Here is a 16,206-nt window from a genome sequence, read left to right on the forward strand (position 1 = left end):
AAATTACTAAACAACTATACAGAATCTTTCTATTCGTAACAACCGATTCTTGTATAAAAAACAACTAAAAAATGGCAAAAGATATTAAATTCGACATTGAGTCGAGAGACTTACTAAAAAAAGGAGTTGATGCATTGGCAAATGCAGTAAAAGTAACCTTAGGACCCAAAGGACGAAATGTGGTTCTAGAGAAATCTTTCGGTGCACCACACGTAACCAAAGATGGTGTTTCAGTTGCAAAAGAAATTGAATTAGAGGATCCTATAGAAAATTTGGGTGCACAAATGGTAAAAGAAGTAGCCTCTAAGACCAATGATGTTGCTGGTGATGGTACAACTACTGCAACAGTTTTGGCGCAAGCTATCGTACGTGAAGGTTTGAAAAACGTTGCTGCTGGTGCAAACCCAATGGACCTGAAACGCGGAATCGATAAAGCTGTTTCAACGATTGTAGAAGGTCTAAGAGCACAATCTCAAGAAGTGGGTGATTCATCAGAAAAAATAAAACAAGTAGCCTCTATCTCTGCAAATAACGACGAAACCATCGGATCGTTGATTGCTGAAGCTTTCTCTAAAGTCGGAAAAGAAGGAGTAATTACAGTAGAAGAAGCAAAAGGTACAGAAACATACGTAGACGTAGTAGAAGGAATGCAATTTGACCGTGGATATCAATCTCCATACTTCGTCACCAATCCAGACAAAATGATTGCCGAGTTAGAGAATCCTTACATTTTGTTATGTGAGAAAAAAATATCTAACTTACAAGAAATTCTACCGTTATTAGAACCTATCGCCCAATCTGGTCGTCCGTTCTTAATTATTTCTGAAGAGGTAGAAGGACAAGCTTTGGCAACTTTGGTAGTAAACCGTTTACGTGGATCATTGAAAATTGCTGCAGTAAAAGCACCAGGATTCGGAGACCGTCGTAAAGCAATGTTAGAGGATATCGCGATCCTAACAGGAGGAACCGTGATTTCTGAAGAGCAAGGAATTACGCTAGAGTCTGCTACAATGGAAATGTTAGGAACAGCTGAGCGTGTGGTGATTGATAAAGACAATACAACTATTGTAAATGGAGCTGGGAATGCAGACCAAATCAAGGCCCGTGTTAATCAAATCAAATCACAAATCGAAACCACTACATCAGATTATGACCGCGAAAAACTACAAGAACGTTTAGCTAAATTGGCCGGAGGAGTTGCCGTGCTTTACGTTGGAGCAGCTTCTGAAGTAGAAATGAAAGAAATAAAAGACCGTGTAGACGATGCTTTACATGCTACTCGTGCAGCAGTAGAAGAAGGAATCGTTGCTGGAGGTGGTGTTGCTTTCGTTCGTGCATTAACACATTTAGAAGACCTAAAAGGAGAAAATGCTGACGAAAATACTGGAATCAACATCATCAAACGCGCCATCGAAGAACCTTTACGACAAATCGTACACAATGCAGGAGGTGAAGGATCTGTGGTAGTTGCAAAAGTAAAAGAAGGTACAAACGACTTCGGATACAACGCCAAAACTGATGAATACGTAAACATGATCGAAGCAGGAGTAATCGACCCTACAAAAGTAGCACGTGTTGCTCTAGAAAATGCAGCTTCTATCGGTGGAATGCTTATCACAACCGAAGCAGTAGTAACAGAAATCAAAAAAGATGAGCCTGCAATGCCACCTATGGGTGGAGGAATGCCAGGGATGATGTAATACATCCTCATCCTAATAATAACAAAAAAAGCCATTCTGCGGAATGGCTTTTTTGTTTTTGATATAGTCTGATAATCAGATACGCAAACAATCATTCCTAAAATAAGAATAGGTAACAAAAAACATAAGCAAAAGCCTTTACATTCATCTGAATTTGACGTAAATTTGTGCAAAATTTTTTTATAAAAATGGAAAAGCAACCTCAAGAAGTTGTTCTTATAGGCGGTGGTATCATGAGTGCTACACTGAGTATACTTCTGAAAAAACTCAACCCCTCTATCAAAATTTCGGTTTTCGAGAAATTAGATAAACTAGGATTCGAAAGTTCAGAAGCTTTTAACAATGCAGGGACGGGACACTCGGCTTTCTGCGAGCTCAATTATACACCTCAAGCAAACGATGGTAGTATCGATATTTCGAAAGCAATTGATATCGCTAAACAATTCGAAATTTCAAAAGAATTTTGGTCGTATTTAGTCGAACATAATTACATTCCTTCTCCCGAAAACTTTATCCGTAAAACACCTCATATGTCTTTTGTATGGGGAGAAAAAGATGTAAATTTTTTACGATCAAGACATAAAGCACTCACCAAACATCCACTGTTTAGTGAGATGGAATATAGTGAAGATATAAACACACTAGCACAATGGGCACCGCTTATTATGGCAAATCGTAAAGACTCCAAAGACATTGCCGCAACTCATATGAGTTTAGGAACTGATGTCAACTTTGGAGAATTAACCCGATTTATTTTTAATAGCTTGGTAGAAAAGGGAGAAATCGTGCTAAAGACAAGCCATGAAGTAAAAGACATTACAAGAACCAATCAAAACAATTGGGAAATAAGGGTTAAAGATTTGGTTTCTGGACATAAAAAAAATGTCAATGCTGATTTTGTATTTATTGGTGCTGGTGGTGGCGCAATTCTTTTGTTACAAAAATCTGGAATCCCAGAAGCTAAAAAATACGGAGGATTCCCAGTTGGTGGTCAATGGTTAATTTGCCAAAACGAAAGCATCATCGAGCAACATCAAGCTAAAGTGTACGGAAAAGCAAAAATTGGTGCACCACCGATGTCTGTCCCGCACCTGGATACGCGTGTTATCAATGGTAAAAAATCTTTACTATTTGGTCCCTTTGCTACATTTTCTACCAAATTTCTTAAACACGGTTCGCCAGTCGATCTATTCAAATCTGTTAACACCAACAATGTAGGTTTTCTATTGAATTGTGCGTGGAGCAATATGGATCTGACAAAATATCTAGTCCAACAAGTAATGTTATCGAAAGCTCAGAAAATAAAGTCTCTACAAGACTATTTCCCTGACGCGAAAATTGATGATTGGTACGAGCAAACAGCCGGCCAACGTGTACAAGTTATCGAAAAACAAAACTCGAAAGGAGTGTTGAAATTTGGTACTGAGATTGTTACTTCTCAAGACGGTAGTATTGCTGCCTTACTTGGAGCTTCTCCTGGTGCATCTACGTCGGTTTCTGCAATGATCAATGTACTGAAGACTTGTTTCCCTGAATTGATGAATTCTACCTGGAAAGATCGAATAAAAGAAATGATTCCATCTTTTGGAGAAGATTTTAATAACCCAGAAGTAGTAGAGAAAAGCCGTGCGAGAACGAGCACTTTATTGAAATTATAAAAATACAAAACAAGGTTACTGTTTTTACAAACGCCTTGTTTTTTATCATCCTATAAAAAAAGCTTCCTAATTAGGAAGCTTTTTTCTATTTTGTAAACGTAGTATTAATTGTCCAATACTTCGTATTCCACTTGCATTACCCCAGAGCTCGTTTTACCAATTTCACTAAAAGCAGCCTTACTCAGGTCCAATACTCTTGATTTGATGAATGGTCCCCTATCGTTGATTTCAACAACCACAGATTTTCCATTCTTGATATTAGTTACTCGAACTTTGGTGCCAAAAGGTAATGTTTTGTGTGCAGCAGTTAATTCATTTTTATCATAAATTTTACCACTTGCAGTTTTTCTTCCATGGAATTTATCTCCATACCAAGATACAATACCTGTTGCAACTTCTGAAGATTTTTCTACAATCTCTTCTAATTCTTTGTCGATTGTCTCTGCTCCTTCTCCTATTGTATCATTCTCAACCTCTACATAATTTACAAATTGTTTTTGGCTAGTTGGCACAATAGTTGTTTTTAAAACTTCTTGTAGAACGGACTCATCCTCTACTTTTATTCTACCATCAGCATTCGCTATTGGAAATATGGTCAGCATCAATAACATTGAAAAAATGCTTTTCTTCATCCTTTAGTATTTTCTGATTTTTAACAAGGCAAATTTACAAGTCGTACGGACACACTATTTATAATTATTCCAAACAATCGATTGACATTAAATTTTCCCTTTGTATCGTACTAATAGAGCGAGTTTTGATGTGTGTTAAATATGTGTTAACAAATATCTTGTTCCTTAATTTTTTTAAGAATTTGACTACTGAAAAATTTAAATCGCTAAATATCAATGTGTTATGTTTTCTAAAAATATCGATTTTTGACCTCTAGCGCTAAAATATCCGAAAACTTTTCAACGGCGTTTTGATTCATATGGTTACTATCGTAAAAATCTAGGGTATCATTGAGCTCTACTAGACCTTGATAACTCATATACTCACCATACGAATGCAACAACTTGTCTACGGTAGAATTGTTGGTTTTGGATTCGTATAATTTATTTGTAATCGGAGTTTGTATCAAAAAAACCTTACTATTGTGTGCTTTTATAAAAGCTATATTTTCTTTTAGAGCCTGTAATTGATTCTCCCTTAAATTCCATTGCTGTATTTTTTCATCTAACAGTAGATTTTTCCGATAAGAAGTTTGCACGAAACCTGTTGGCGAAATATAGGTATCTAAACCTTGCACCAAAGGTTCTGATAAATTCTTATTCATCCCTAAAAATTGACGTACCGTAGAAAACCAAAGCGTATTATACGCCAAAAGATTATGAACGTCTAATGCCATTTCTACCGAATTCTTATCTATCTGATTATTACTCAATAAATCGAGCGAAGATTCCACACCATCAATTTCCAATGTTCCGGCGTAGGCTTCATAGATTACTAATTTTGGTTCGATAATATCGAGGTATTGATGCAACAACATTTTTGTATTGATGGGTGTTTGAGAACTGCTCCCAAGATTAAACGCTTTGATGCCATACTTCTCAAATGCACGCGGATCTATCCCACGATAAGCATGAGAAGAACCAACGATCAACACATCTATACTATCGACAGTTTTAGCATTCTTGGTACGGGTAAAAGTATGTCCGTAACAGCCCATACAGTTCCTCACATTTTTCGCCATAAAGGGCGGAAAAATAGAACTCCATAAAGGCATCACAATTAAATAAAAAGCTATGGCAAAAAGAGCAAATAAACTAGATTGTATTAAAAATCTTTTCATGACCGATTAGAATTGGAAATAAATAAATGGACTTTCTTCGGTTTGCAAAAACAACCCTATCAACATAACAATAAAAGCATAAAAAAGCCATCGAACCATTTTCGGTTGTTGAAGAAGTAATTTTTCTATACCATAGTTATTTCGACGACCTAGCCATTCTATACTCAACATAAATCCTATCAAAATCAAAGTTGCCATAGCACTTTTATTAAGCGTAGGGAAGGTAAATAGTGAAGCTTGAAGGATTCCTGAAACATATTCGAAAGCATGTGCAACAGATTCTGCCCGGAAAAATATCCATGCAAAAACTGTTAGGCAAAAGGTAAACAGGATGTTTATAAACTCTCTGAAAGTTGGTAAATGTCGATCATAAGCAACAATTTCCATATTGTTTCGATTCGTTTTTAGGATAATGGACGGCATGATAAATAGTGCATTGAGAAATCCCCAAAAAATGAAAGTCCAATTGGCTCCATGCCAAAAACCACTCACCAAAAAAATGATAAAGGTGTTGCGAATTCTCATCCAATTACCTCCTTTGCTTCCTCCCAAAGGTATGTACAGATAATCTCGGAACCAGGTAGAAAGCGATATATGCCAACGTCGCCAAAACTCGGCAATATCTCTTGAGAAATAAGGATAGTTGAAGTTTTTGAGTAGATTGATCCCGAACAAACGAGCAACTCCTAAAGCGATATCCGAATAGCCAGAGAAATCACCATAAATCTGGAAAGTAAAAAAAAGTGCCCCCAGTACCAAATTAGAACCAGATTGTGATTCGGGATTCGAAAAAATTTCATTGGCGTAAATAGCACAATTGTCTGCAATGACCATTTTCTTGAATAATCCCCATAGAATTTGCCGCATTCCATCTACGGCTTGGGTATAATTAAACACCCGTTTTCTTTTGATTTGTGGCAATAAATGCGTTGCGCGTTCTATGGGTCCGGCAACCAAAAGCGGGAAAAAACTAACGAAAACAGAGTAGTCGATAAGATTTTTTTCGGCCTTTATCCTCCCCTTATAAATATCGATAATATAAGAAAGTCCATGAAAAGTATAGAACGAAATTCCGACCGGCAAGATAATTTGCAATGTCCACGGATGCACCTGTAGACCAAAACCGTTGAGCAATTCGGCGAAAGAATCTGCAAAAAAATTGTAGTATTTAAAAAATCCTAAAAACCCTAAGTTAATCCCAATACTTATGGTTAGCCAGATGTTTTTTATTTTTTGATTGGGTGCTTGTTCTATTTTCAATCCAGAAAAATAATCCAACAACGTAGAAAATCCCAACAAAAATACGAAACGCCAATCCCAACAACTATAAAAATAATAGCTAGCGACGAGCAATAGGATATTCTGAAGTTTGAAGTTTTTCCTAAGAATCCAATAGAGTGCAAAGACGATGGGTAAGAAAATAGCGAAACTTATAGAGTTAAAAAGCATAGATCAGTAATTTTTAGAGGATTTTTTTCCACTGTTCGATGATTGCGGTTTTTCTCCATTTTTTAGATTCTTTGCAAGAAGTTTCCATCAATCGGTTTAGTTCTTCTTCGTTTTGGATGAGATAAGTTAATTTTTCTTGAAAGGTTTTTTGGTCGTGAAGCGGCACTAGAAAGCCATTCTTATCATTGATAATATCCGAAGGCCCAAACGGACAATCGTAAGCAATCAGAGCGTTGGAGCACAAATTAGCTTCTATTAGAACAGTAGGTAAACATTCTTTTTTACTCGTAAAAAGAAAAATTTTACTTCGAGATAGCTCTTTATAAATTTCTTCTATAGTACACAATCCCAGTAATTGCACGTGATGTTTCAGATGGTTACTTGCTTCTATCATCTTTTCTATTTTATTTTTTGATGGTCCGTCTCCAATGATTTTTAATTGAAACCTATTAAAATTAATATTTTCTAGAATTTTTAATAATTCTTCTACATTTTTATCATCATCTAAACGACCTACATAGATCAAGGTATTTTCTTTTTGAGAATTTTGTTTAGAATCGTACGATTCAAATGGTAATCCAATAATATTAGGGATATGCCAAGTAGATGAATTTAATAATTTATAGTGATTATAAGAGTCTGTATTGATACAAACTATTGCTTTTATTTTTTTATAATTTCTCCTCAATAATCCTTTCCACCAAACCCCTCCTACCTGATAGTTTGCATGCTCCCACGCAATGGTTTTTTTCCTTACTTTTTTATGGACAGCCAACTGTGATGATAACTTATACCAACAACTAATAATTATATCATAATTATCATGATTCTTATTCATCCAATTATGTAGCATTTGCCATTGTCCAAAATCATACACATAATTTTTTATATTATTTTTATATGGTAATCGAGAAGCATATTTATTTAAATTGACATTGATTTTTTGAAAACCCCAATGAGAGAAAGTATCTATCACCTCAATTTTCACGCGTTTATCTAAATAGAAAAAACTATCGGTATTTTTTACCATTAATAAAACAGAAACCTCATATCCTTGCTCTACCAATTCATTTGCAAGATTGGTCATTACACGTGCAACGCCACCTGCCTTGAAAAGTTTATAATAAACCAGTAATATTCTTTTTCTTTCGTTCGGTTGCTTCATTTATTTTAACTTGTAATAAAGATAACTCAACGGATACAAAAGTAACGAAATGAATTTGAATTGATCGAGCCCAGCATTGATTTCAGAAAGTGTCTTTTTATTGATGATCGAATACACCTGATATCCAACTAAATTTCTGATGAGCGCTTTCGGATAATGCAGAAGTTGTTTCCCGTAAGAATTGATAAACGATTGATATCCTTTCATCAAACCATAGGTATTTTTCCCCGTCCAACGTGTATTGGAAACAGAATTCTCATCGGTTACATCAAAATGATACGTTCGGACAATTTTATTCACAAACCTAGTTTTGATACCTGCTGCATCATAAGTATTGTAAAAAACCGATTGCGGTATATATCCTTTTCCTTGGTAAGAAGAATAATCGAAATCGGCCAATAATCGCTGATAAGTTTTGGTAATAAAAATGCCAAATTTATCGCCCATTACTTTGTATCGATACCGCATCTCTAATATAGAACCATCAAATCCATCACCCGGATATGGATCGCCTACAACTCTACCATCTTCGTATTGCGATAAGCCCATAACAGAAATATACTCGTCTTGGTTATTGATTCTTTCCACTTCATCAAACAACACTTCTAGAGAAGTTTGCGGGTAAGAATCATCCGAATCAACCACCATAAAATAAGGCGTTTTCACCTTTTTTACTCCTTCGAAAACAGTAATAAACTTGTGTTGATTTTCATGGTAAATGTAGTGAATCTCTATTTTCTTTTCTTGCACAAATTCATCAACCAATTGTTTGGTTTCGTCTGTAGACCCATCATCCATTATGAGCCAAACAAAATCCTGGAAAGTTTGCCGTAATAACGAATCGTACACCCGTTGCAAGGTATGTGCACGGTTATAGGTCGGCGTTATAATCGTGATCGATTTAGTGTTCATTGTATAATTTTTCGAAGGTCTCGGTGACTTGAGAATAGATTATTTGTTTGTCGAATTTTTGGTAAGCTAACTGAGCATTCTGTTTCAATCGATTAACCAATTCATGATCGGTCAAGAATCGACGCATAGCCTGGTAAATTTCATTTTCGTCTGCTTGTATCAAAACACCATCTACCTCATCGTCGATCATTTCGCTAATCCCACCCACATTGGTACTGATTATTGGCACGCCTAAACATAGCGTTTCGCCCAAAATCAACGGATAAGATTCTGTTTTAGAGGGTAGGATAAAAAAATCTGCACTCTTCACATACGGATAAGGATTTTTTAGCGTGCCTAACATTTGCAAACGATCATCGAGTTGCAATTCTTCATGTAATTTGGTAAGCACTTCTCGTTGATCACCGTCTCCTATGATATAAACTTTATGATCCAGACCTTCATCAATCAATCGTTTGTGTGCACGCATCAACATCGGGAAATTTTTCCTTTTTTGTAATCGAGCAACCGATACAAATACTGGAGTATCACTTTTTTCTACCGTAAATTCTTTGGCTTTTTCATCGATTAGCTCTTTGTCGATTACATTGTAGATTACTTTTGCGTGCGGAAAAACTTCTTGATAATATTCGTTGATGACATCGCGTGTTTGTTTTGCTCCATAAATCATCACATCGTACTGATGCATATAATCGATAAATTTTTTGGCCATCGAAGGTTCTAAAAATCGGATATCGGTATGGAACCAACCAACTTTCTTGGTCGGAAGTGGCGATTTCAGCACATCTTCTAATTCAGAATAGCTCGAAGCAACTTCAATATCTAAATGCTGAATGCCTAGCTTTTTATATAATTTTTTCGGATACTTTTTGTAGTAACGCAAGCGTAAATTTCTTACAACTAATTGCACAAATCGAATCGGGAAAAACGAACTCATTTCTTCTCGCCCCCCGACAATGGTATAATAATGAACATGTTTCGGAATTTCTGTTCGCAATACACCTTGATGGAGATTGACCAGTAAACTAAATTCGAATTTATCATGCGGTAAGTTTTCTAATAAATCCAACACCACTTTTTGTACGCCACCCATTTCTAGAGAGCGTAACCGAAACATCACTTTTATTTTCTGAGTTTTTGATTGCATAGCTTGGTTTTCATGGTAAAAATACAAAGTTTTAAACAGTTCGAAATCCTATTCAACATAAAAAAAACCATATTTTTGCAGTAAACCTCTACAATGTTTCAGAAAGGAGACAAAGTAAAAGCCATAGACGATAATGTACAAGGAACGGTTACCAAAGTCCATCTACCCAAAATATGGGTATCGGATGAGCATGGATTCGAATATATTTTTTTCGAAAATGAGTTGATACTTGACCAGCCAATACGGTATGATTTTTCGACGGAAGAAGAGAATACAACTTTTGAAAAACCAAAATTCAAAACTTTCCGGAAATCGCACAGAACGCCTTATCTCACACGAGAAGTCGATCTGCATATTGAGTTTTTAGTAGAAAACACTCAACTTCTCAATCAATCAGAAATCTTACAGATTCAATTGGATATTGCAAGAGAAGAAATAGAAAAAGCCATGGATGAGGATCAAATCCGATTGATTCTTATTCATGGCTTTGGTAAGGGTGTTCTAAAAAGAGAACTGATAGAATTATTGTATCGTTATACCAATATCGAATTTTATGACGCCAATTTTAGAGAATATCATGGCAACGCCATCGAGGTGAGATTTTTATAGTTTTATTCTGGTTTTAGGCATCTAATTCTTTTTTAATCCAAGCCATCATATCAAAATAATTTTGTGGTATTATCCCGTGTCCGCTTCTATACTCATGGTATTCGTGCTTTATCCCTAAATTGGTGAGCAGCTTTTCTCCTAAGCGTGCTCCCTCTATTGGCAAAACCACATCTTCTAGCCCATGAGAAACAAAAAAACTAAGATGTGTATAATCTGCCCTATTTTCTTTAATATCAATGAAATGATCTTCTGGATAACCACTCAAAATCAAAACATTTTTCACTTTCTCTGGATAGGACAACGCAATAGCATAGCTAAGAATTGCTCCTTGACTGAAACCACTTATCCAAACATTCGAAGCATCTAGTTTCTCTTGTTCATTAATGGCATCTATAAAATCTACCAAAGAATTTCTCGACTCGACTCCTTCTTCGAAGTTGGTCATTTTCACACCATCGGTAAAATCCAGCCCATACCAACCAAATCCTCCATAAATAAGCGGAAATCGTCCTCTTACCGAGACAATATGTGCTTCTGCTGGTAAATCATTAGCGAAACTAAAAAGATCTTCTTCGTTACTTCCATACCCATGGATCAATAAATACAAAAATGCACGATCGGTCTCTACAGTGGGTTTTCGCTCTATATATTGAATGCCTTTTAGTTCTTTCATATCATTATTTTCTGTTTACAAAGTTACTCATTTCCTACCGAAGTCTTGCCTTCTTTTGTTGGATAACAAATTTATGTTTAGGAAAAATTTATATTGGATAGTAGGTATTCTGTAGCAAATTGTTTCTAAAATCCTTCAAAAACACCCAGACCAAAAAGTGCATAATCATATTTTACTGGATCTTTTGGATCCATTATTCTCAATGCTTCATCCAACTCTTTTAGGGCTTTTGCATCATTTTGTTTTCGAGTCAAAAGTCCAAGTTTTCGTGCTACATTACCAGAATGAACGTCGAGCGGACATGACAGAATAGCGGTTGGGATCGTTTGCCAAATACCCAAATCTACTCCTTGTGGATCTCTACGTACAAACCATCTAAGCATCATGTTGAGTCTTTTTGCAGAGGAGTTTTTCATCGGATCAGAAATATGTTTCTTGGTTCGAGGCAAATGATCGATCTCGAAAAAAATATTTCTAAAAGCAGAAATAGCTTCTTGCATCGATGTTGAAGTTTGGTATTGAGAAAACACTGTCTCCAAACCACCGTGTTGTTGATAAATGTTGCGAAGAGATTTCATGAAGAATTGCAAATCATCGCTATTGAATGTTCTGTGCACAAAACCTTGCATCTTATCCAAATTATTCGCCGAGAAACTCATCACAAAATCATACGGAGAATTACCCATCAATTGCATCATTTTATCGGCATTTCTAATAATCATTTGTCGTTTTCCCCATGCAATAGTTGCCGTTAGAAAACCTGCAATTTCTATATCTTCTTTCTGTGAATACCGATGCGGAATTTGTATAGGATCTGTTTGTATAAAATCTAGCGTATTGTATTGCTGAACTTTTTCCTCTAAAAAATCCTTTAGATCTGTCATCTTACAAAGATAAGAAAATAAGAGAAGGATTGTTTGCCTCAATTTTCTGGGCAGAAAAAATATTTTCTAGTGTAGATTAATGTACAGTTTCTTTTACCAACAAACCATCTTGTATCTCTAGTTTACGATCGGTCATATTGGCCAATTCTTCGTTGTGGGTAACGATGACAAAAGTCTGATCCAATTCGTTTCGTAACTTAAAAAACAAGTGATGTAGTTCATCGGCATTTTTAGAATCTAAGTTCCCCGAAGGTTCGTCTGCAAAAACCACTGAAGGATTATTAATTAACGCTCTAGCAACGGCAACTCTTTGTTGTTCACCACCAGAAAGTTGATTGGGTTTATGACTAAATCTATGCGATAGCCCCAACATCGATAATAATTCTTTGGCATGTTTTTCTGCTTCGGTTCGAGGAGTCTTTCGTATAAAAGCCGGAATCATTACATTTTCTAGTGCTGTAAACTCTGGTAAAAGTTGATGAAACTGAAAAATAAAACCAATATTCTCATTACGAAATTTTGACAACTCCACATCCGAGAGTTTTGTAATATCCTCCCCTTTTATTAAAACAGTAGTAGCATTCGCAACCGGATTAGATGGTTTTTCTAAAGTCCCAAGAATCTGCAACAAAGTTGTTTTCCCTGCACCAGAAGCCCCTACAATAGATACAATTTCTTTTGGCATTATATCGATTGTTACTCCTTTGAGAACTTCTAAATCCTGATATTTCTTATGAATGTTAACCGCTTTTATCATGCTGTAAAAATACATTATTGTTTTTTAATAATGCAACGGAAAGCATTACAATTGATAGTATTTATCTAATTTAGCTAAAAATTAAAAACATGCCCCAACAACCAAAGATGAGTTTCCTAATTCTAACGACAAAACGCGATGAATTTATTCGTTGAAATAATAGGAAGATTTACCTTGCCCAACCACAAAAACACGCATCTAGTTATCCGACAATTGCAAAAAGCACTAAACAAACATACTATCTTGACATGAAAACCTTTTTTTATATTTTTATAGGCGGAGGAATCGGATCTGTTTTGCGTTTTGTATTGTCTAAGTACATGATACAATTTTGGCACAAGGATTTCCCAACAGGAACACTAATTGTTAATCTTATTGGATGCTTTTTGATCGGAGTTCTTTTTACATACTTTACGAAATATCCTACCCCAACAATTTTCAGTTGGTTGTTGATTGCTGGTTTTTGCGGTGGCTTTACCACTTTCTCTACCTTCAGTTTAGAAAGTATTGTTTTATTAGAAAAAAATCAATATTCTATATTTGCTATATATATCCTATCTAGTCTATTGGGTGGGATTTCGCTTAGTTTTCTAGGCGCAAAAATTGCCTCTTATTTATGATAAACGATACTATTACCCCTTTTCAATCTGTAGAAAATGACCCCACAAAAACTCGGATCTATACTTTAGAGAATGGTCTAAAAGTGTATTTGAGTAGAAATGAAAACGAACCCAAAATCCAAACCTATATCGCAGTAAAAACAGGTTCGAATAACGATCCTGAAACTACAACCGGATTGGCGCACTATTTCGAACATATGATGTTCAAAGGAAATTCTAAAATTGGTGCTTTGGATTGGGAACAAGAAAAAAAATATTTAGACCAATTAGAAGAACTTTTCGAAGCACACAGAAACACCAAAGATTTAGCTGCAAAGAAAGAAATTTATCAAGAAATTGATCGTCTTTCATATGAAGCATCTAAATTGGTTGTCCCAAATGAATACGACAAATTTACCTCGATCATTGGTGCATCACAAGTCAATGCGCATACTGCTTATGATGAAACGGTCTATTACAATACGATTCCGAAAAATGAACTAAAAAAATGGCTCGACTTAGAATTTTGTCGTTTTTCTGAAATCGCACTTCGTCTTTTTCATACGGAATTAGAAACCGTGTATGAAGAATACAACCGAAGCCAAGACAATGATGGACGTTTGATTTTCAACACTTTAATGAAACTTCAATTTCCAGATTCGAAATATGGAACACAAACCGTTTTAGGAAACCCTGAAGATCTAAAAAATCCTTCGATGCGTGCGATCAAAGAGTATTTTCATCAATATTATGTAGCCAACAACATGGCAATCATCATGGTAGGAGATTTAGAGTACGAACCAACCATCGAAGCGATAAAGGCAACTTTTGGACAATTACCAACCCGTTCTGTGCCACAACAATATCGAGCAAAAGAAAAACCGATGACTCGAAATATTTCTCAAGATGTTCATAGCCCTTCGGCCGAACGTGTACAATTCTCTTTCCGTCTCAACGGTGCAAATTCTACCGATATTCCTTACCTCAAATTACTCGACGTTTTGCTCAATAACAGTATTGCCGGTCTGATGGATCTCAACATAAACCAACAACAAAAAGCACAAACAGTCGGTAGCGGGAACAGTATTTTTAGAGATTATTCTTTGCATCTTTTTGCTGGTTCGCCCAAAACAGGCCAAAGTTTAGAAGAGGTAGAAAAATTGATTCTTGATGAAATAGAAAACATCAAAAACGGAAATTTCGACCAGTGGTTATTACAGGCTGTTGTCAATGATTATAAAAAATCGAGGGTGAAAAATTGGCTAAAACCAAGCTCTCTAGGGAGTACTCTTTACCGTTCTTTTATCAACGACCAAGCATGGGAAAATGTAGTAAACGAATTGGAGGTGATGCAAAAAATCACAAAAGAAGAGTTAATGGAGTTTGTCAAAAAAAACTATCAATACCGCGTAACGATTTACAAACGAGAAGGCGAAAACAATACGCTGAACTATGTCGAAAGCCCCAACATCACACCAATTGAAATAAACAGAAAAGAAGAATCTGAATTCTTTAGCAGCTTCAAAAAGAAAAAAAGTAAACCAATAGAACCACAATTCATCGATTTTGATCAAATGATTAAAAAGGATAAAATTGCTCATTTCCCTTTTTATCACATCCAAAATCCACATAATGAAATGGTCCAAGTGTATTATATTTTCGAGGCAGGACAAGACCATGACAGTTTATTGAATTTTTCTTTAGGAATGTTGAGTTTTGCTGGAACAAAAAACTATTCACCAGAAGAATTTAAAAAAACATGCTACAAATATGGTGTCGATTTTAATTTTCAGGCAGGTAACGAACGTTCTATTTTATCGATCAACTGTCTAGAAGAAAACCTCGAAAAAGCACTACATTTATTCGATGAGTTACTGTACCATTTTACCTTTGATCAAGAGAGGGTGGAAGAATATAAATCTCAATTGATAAAAAATCGTGAAAACGCGATGCAAAATCGTTCCAAGATCAACAATGCATTGTATATGTGGGCGAAATATGGCCCGAATAACCGGCAGCGAAACATGTACAAAACCAACAAAATCCATACACTTGAACGAGAAGATTTCGAGCAATGTCTTCATCATTTCACTGCTTGTCCCAAAGAAATTTTTGTGTATGGATCTAATAGAAACCATGTAAAAAGACTACTCCTACAACAAATTCATCCTAGCGTAAAACAAACTCCGGCAAAGCGTATTTTTTCACAAGATGCAAGCAACGGCACGATTTATTTCGTACCGTATGAGATGGTCCAAACCGACCTAAATTTCGTTAGCCGTGATGATTTATTCGATCCGAAAAAAATTGCTTACGCTATGATGTTCAATGAGTTGATAGGCAGCGGACTCTCGTCTATAGTTTTCCAAGAAATACGAGAAGCCAAATCGCTAGCGTACTCGGCACGAGCCTATTACGAAACCGGGAACACATGCCAAGATTACAGTTATGTTACGGCTTCGATCGGAACACAACCCGACAAGATGGTGGATGCAATAAAAAGTATGAATACGATTCTAAACAAAATGCCAAACGCCAAAATTCAGTTTCAGGCTGCAAAGACATCAATAATCAAAAGCATATCGAGTAAACGATATCAACAAGCAGATATTTTCTTTTATTGGATGTCGATGAAAGACAAAGGAATCTCTTTCGATTACCGAAAAGAAATCTTATCAACCATAGAAAGAATGAGTATCGAAGATTTTGATATTTTTTATCAGCAACATATTGTTCCCAAAAATCAGAATCTTGCAATTATGGGAAAACGTGAAGAAGTAGTACCACGTTTAGAGGAATTGGGACTTTCGGTAGAAGAAAAATCAATCGAAGAACTGTTTAATTTCTAAAAAAAATATCGT

At 35.7% G+C, this 16,206-nt stretch carries 14 protein-coding genes; 5 read left to right on the forward strand and 9 right to left on the reverse strand.

Annotated features, from left to right (window positions below):
* Positions 1–71: 71 nt before the first annotated feature.
* Both groL and mqo read left to right on the forward strand, forming a co-directional pair.
* Complete coding sequence (gene groL / locus WEEVI_RS02840) at positions 72–1,700, forward strand: chaperonin GroEL (protein WP_013597673.1); 1,629 nt, start codon at positions 72–74, stop codon at positions 1,698–1,700.
* 188 nt (positions 1,701–1,888) lie between these two features.
* The gene (gene mqo, locus WEEVI_RS02845) at positions 1,889–3,358 is read left to right on the forward strand and encodes a malate dehydrogenase (quinone) (protein ID WP_013597674.1); all 1,470 of its coding nucleotides are present in this window, start codon (positions 1,889–1,891) and stop codon (positions 3,356–3,358) included.
* A 104-nt stretch (positions 3,359–3,462) separates the two neighbouring features.
* On the opposite strand, the gene WEEVI_RS02850 is transcribed toward mqo, so the two are convergent.
* The 6 genes from WEEVI_RS02850 to WEEVI_RS02875 all read right to left on the reverse strand — a co-directional run bounded on the left by WEEVI_RS02850 (position 3,463) and on the right by WEEVI_RS02875 (position 9,823).
* A complete protein-coding gene (locus WEEVI_RS02850; RefSeq protein ID WP_041942046.1) occupies positions 3,463–3,990 on the reverse strand; it encodes a septal ring lytic transglycosylase RlpA family protein in 528 nt (175 codons plus the stop codon).
* Between the two features lie 230 nt (positions 3,991–4,220).
* Positions 4,221–5,027, reverse strand: coding sequence for a hypothetical protein (locus tag WEEVI_RS02855; RefSeq protein WP_232013432.1), 807 nt, complete (start codon positions 5,025–5,027; stop codon positions 4,221–4,223).
* Between the two features lie 129 nt (positions 5,028–5,156).
* Positions 5,157–6,599: an MBOAT family O-acyltransferase gene (locus tag WEEVI_RS02860; RefSeq protein ID WP_013597677.1), complete on the reverse strand. Its 1,443-nt coding sequence runs from the start codon at positions 6,597–6,599 to the stop codon at positions 5,157–5,159.
* Between the two features lie 13 nt (positions 6,600–6,612).
* Positions 6,613–7,764, reverse strand: a complete 1,152-nt coding sequence (locus tag WEEVI_RS02865) for a glycosyltransferase (protein WP_013597678.1) — start codon at positions 7,762–7,764, stop codon at positions 6,613–6,615.
* The gene (locus WEEVI_RS02870) at positions 7,765–8,676 is read right to left on the reverse strand and encodes a glycosyltransferase family A protein (protein WP_013597679.1); all 912 of its coding nucleotides are present in this window, start codon (positions 8,674–8,676) and stop codon (positions 7,765–7,767) included.
* Complete coding sequence (locus tag WEEVI_RS02875; protein WP_013597680.1) at positions 8,666–9,823, reverse strand: glycosyltransferase; 1,158 nt, start codon at positions 9,821–9,823, stop codon at positions 8,666–8,668. Before WEEVI_RS02875 ends, WEEVI_RS02870 begins: the two co-directional genes overlap by 11 nt.
* 93 nt (positions 9,824–9,916) lie before the next feature.
* On the opposite strand from WEEVI_RS02875, the gene WEEVI_RS02880 reads away from it, so the two are divergent.
* Entirely contained in the window at positions 9,917–10,432 is a 516-nt protein-coding gene (locus WEEVI_RS02880) for a DUF8465 domain-containing protein (protein ID WP_013597681.1), read from the forward strand.
* Positions 10,433–10,445: 13 nt separating this feature from the next.
* Here the strand turns inward: WEEVI_RS02880 and WEEVI_RS02885 are convergent, their stop codons facing one another.
* The 3 genes from WEEVI_RS02885 to WEEVI_RS02895 all read right to left on the reverse strand — a co-directional run bounded on the left by WEEVI_RS02885 (position 10,446) and on the right by WEEVI_RS02895 (position 12,746).
* The gene (locus WEEVI_RS02885) at positions 10,446–11,105 is read right to left on the reverse strand and encodes an alpha/beta hydrolase (protein WP_013597682.1); all 660 of its coding nucleotides are present in this window, start codon (positions 11,103–11,105) and stop codon (positions 10,446–10,448) included.
* Between the two features lie 125 nt (positions 11,106–11,230).
* Positions 11,231–11,989 (reverse strand): TIGR02757 family protein, encoded by a 759-nt coding sequence (locus WEEVI_RS02890; protein ID WP_013597683.1) that lies wholly within the window; start codon positions 11,987–11,989, stop codon positions 11,231–11,233.
* A gap of 76 nt (positions 11,990–12,065) precedes the next feature.
* The gene (locus WEEVI_RS02895) at positions 12,066–12,746 is read right to left on the reverse strand and encodes an ABC transporter ATP-binding protein (RefSeq protein WP_041942047.1); all 681 of its coding nucleotides are present in this window, start codon (positions 12,744–12,746) and stop codon (positions 12,066–12,068) included.
* Between the two features lie 248 nt (positions 12,747–12,994).
* On the opposite strand from WEEVI_RS02895, the gene crcB reads away from it, so the two are divergent.
* Positions 12,995–13,366 carry a fluoride efflux transporter CrcB gene (gene crcB, locus WEEVI_RS02900; RefSeq protein ID WP_013597685.1) on the forward strand — a complete coding sequence of 124 codons (372 nt, stop codon included), beginning with the start codon at positions 12,995–12,997 and terminating at the stop codon, positions 13,364–13,366.
* On the forward strand, positions 13,363–16,194 hold the full coding sequence (locus WEEVI_RS02905; protein WP_013597686.1) for a M16 family metallopeptidase: 2,832 nt from the start codon (positions 13,363–13,365) through the stop codon (positions 16,192–16,194). The genes crcB and WEEVI_RS02905 overlap by 4 nt, the downstream gene beginning before the upstream one ends.
* The last annotated feature ends 12 nt before the right edge of the window (positions 16,195–16,206 follow it).

The organism is Weeksella virosa DSM 16922 (assembly GCF_000189415.1).
Lineage (GTDB): Bacteria > Bacteroidota > Bacteroidia > Flavobacteriales > Weeksellaceae > Weeksella > Weeksella virosa.

Coding starts and splice junctions, on each gene's coding strand:
- WEEVI_RS02880 (WP_013597681.1), top strand. CDS start 9,917: ATGTTTCAGAAAGGAGACAAAGTAAAAGCCATAGACGATAATGTACAA.
- mqo (WP_013597674.1), top strand. CDS start 1,889: ATGGAAAAGCAACCTCAAGAAGTTGTTCTTATAGGCGGTGGTATCATG.
- WEEVI_RS02850 (WP_041942046.1), bottom strand. CDS start 3,990: ATGAAGAAAAGCATTTTTTCAATGTTATTGATGCTGACCATATTTCCA.
- WEEVI_RS02860 (WP_013597677.1), bottom strand. CDS start 6,599: ATGCTTTTTAACTCTATAAGTTTCGCTATTTTCTTACCCATCGTCTTT.
- WEEVI_RS02865 (WP_013597678.1), bottom strand. CDS start 7,764: ATGAAGCAACCGAACGAAAGAAAAAGAATATTACTGGTTTATTATAAA.
- WEEVI_RS02890 (WP_013597683.1), bottom strand. CDS start 11,989: ATGACAGATCTAAAGGATTTTTTAGAGGAAAAAGTTCAGCAATACAAT.
- WEEVI_RS02875 (WP_013597680.1), bottom strand. CDS start 9,823: ATGCAATCAAAAACTCAGAAAATAAAAGTGATGTTTCGGTTACGCTCT.
- groL (WP_013597673.1), top strand. CDS start 72: ATGGCAAAAGATATTAAATTCGACATTGAGTCGAGAGACTTACTAAAA.
- crcB (WP_013597685.1), top strand. CDS start 12,995: ATGAAAACCTTTTTTTATATTTTTATAGGCGGAGGAATCGGATCTGTT.
- WEEVI_RS02905 (WP_013597686.1), top strand. CDS start 13,363: ATGATAAACGATACTATTACCCCTTTTCAATCTGTAGAAAATGACCCC.
- WEEVI_RS02895 (WP_041942047.1), bottom strand. CDS start 12,746: ATGATAAAAGCGGTTAACATTCATAAGAAATATCAGGATTTAGAAGTT.
- WEEVI_RS02885 (WP_013597682.1), bottom strand. CDS start 11,105: ATGAAAGAACTAAAAGGCATTCAATATATAGAGCGAAAACCCACTGTA.
- WEEVI_RS02855 (WP_232013432.1), bottom strand. CDS start 5,027: ATGGGCTGTTACGGACATACTTTTACCCGTACCAAGAATGCTAAAACT.
- WEEVI_RS02870 (WP_013597679.1), bottom strand. CDS start 8,676: ATGAACACTAAATCGATCACGATTATAACGCCGACCTATAACCGTGCA.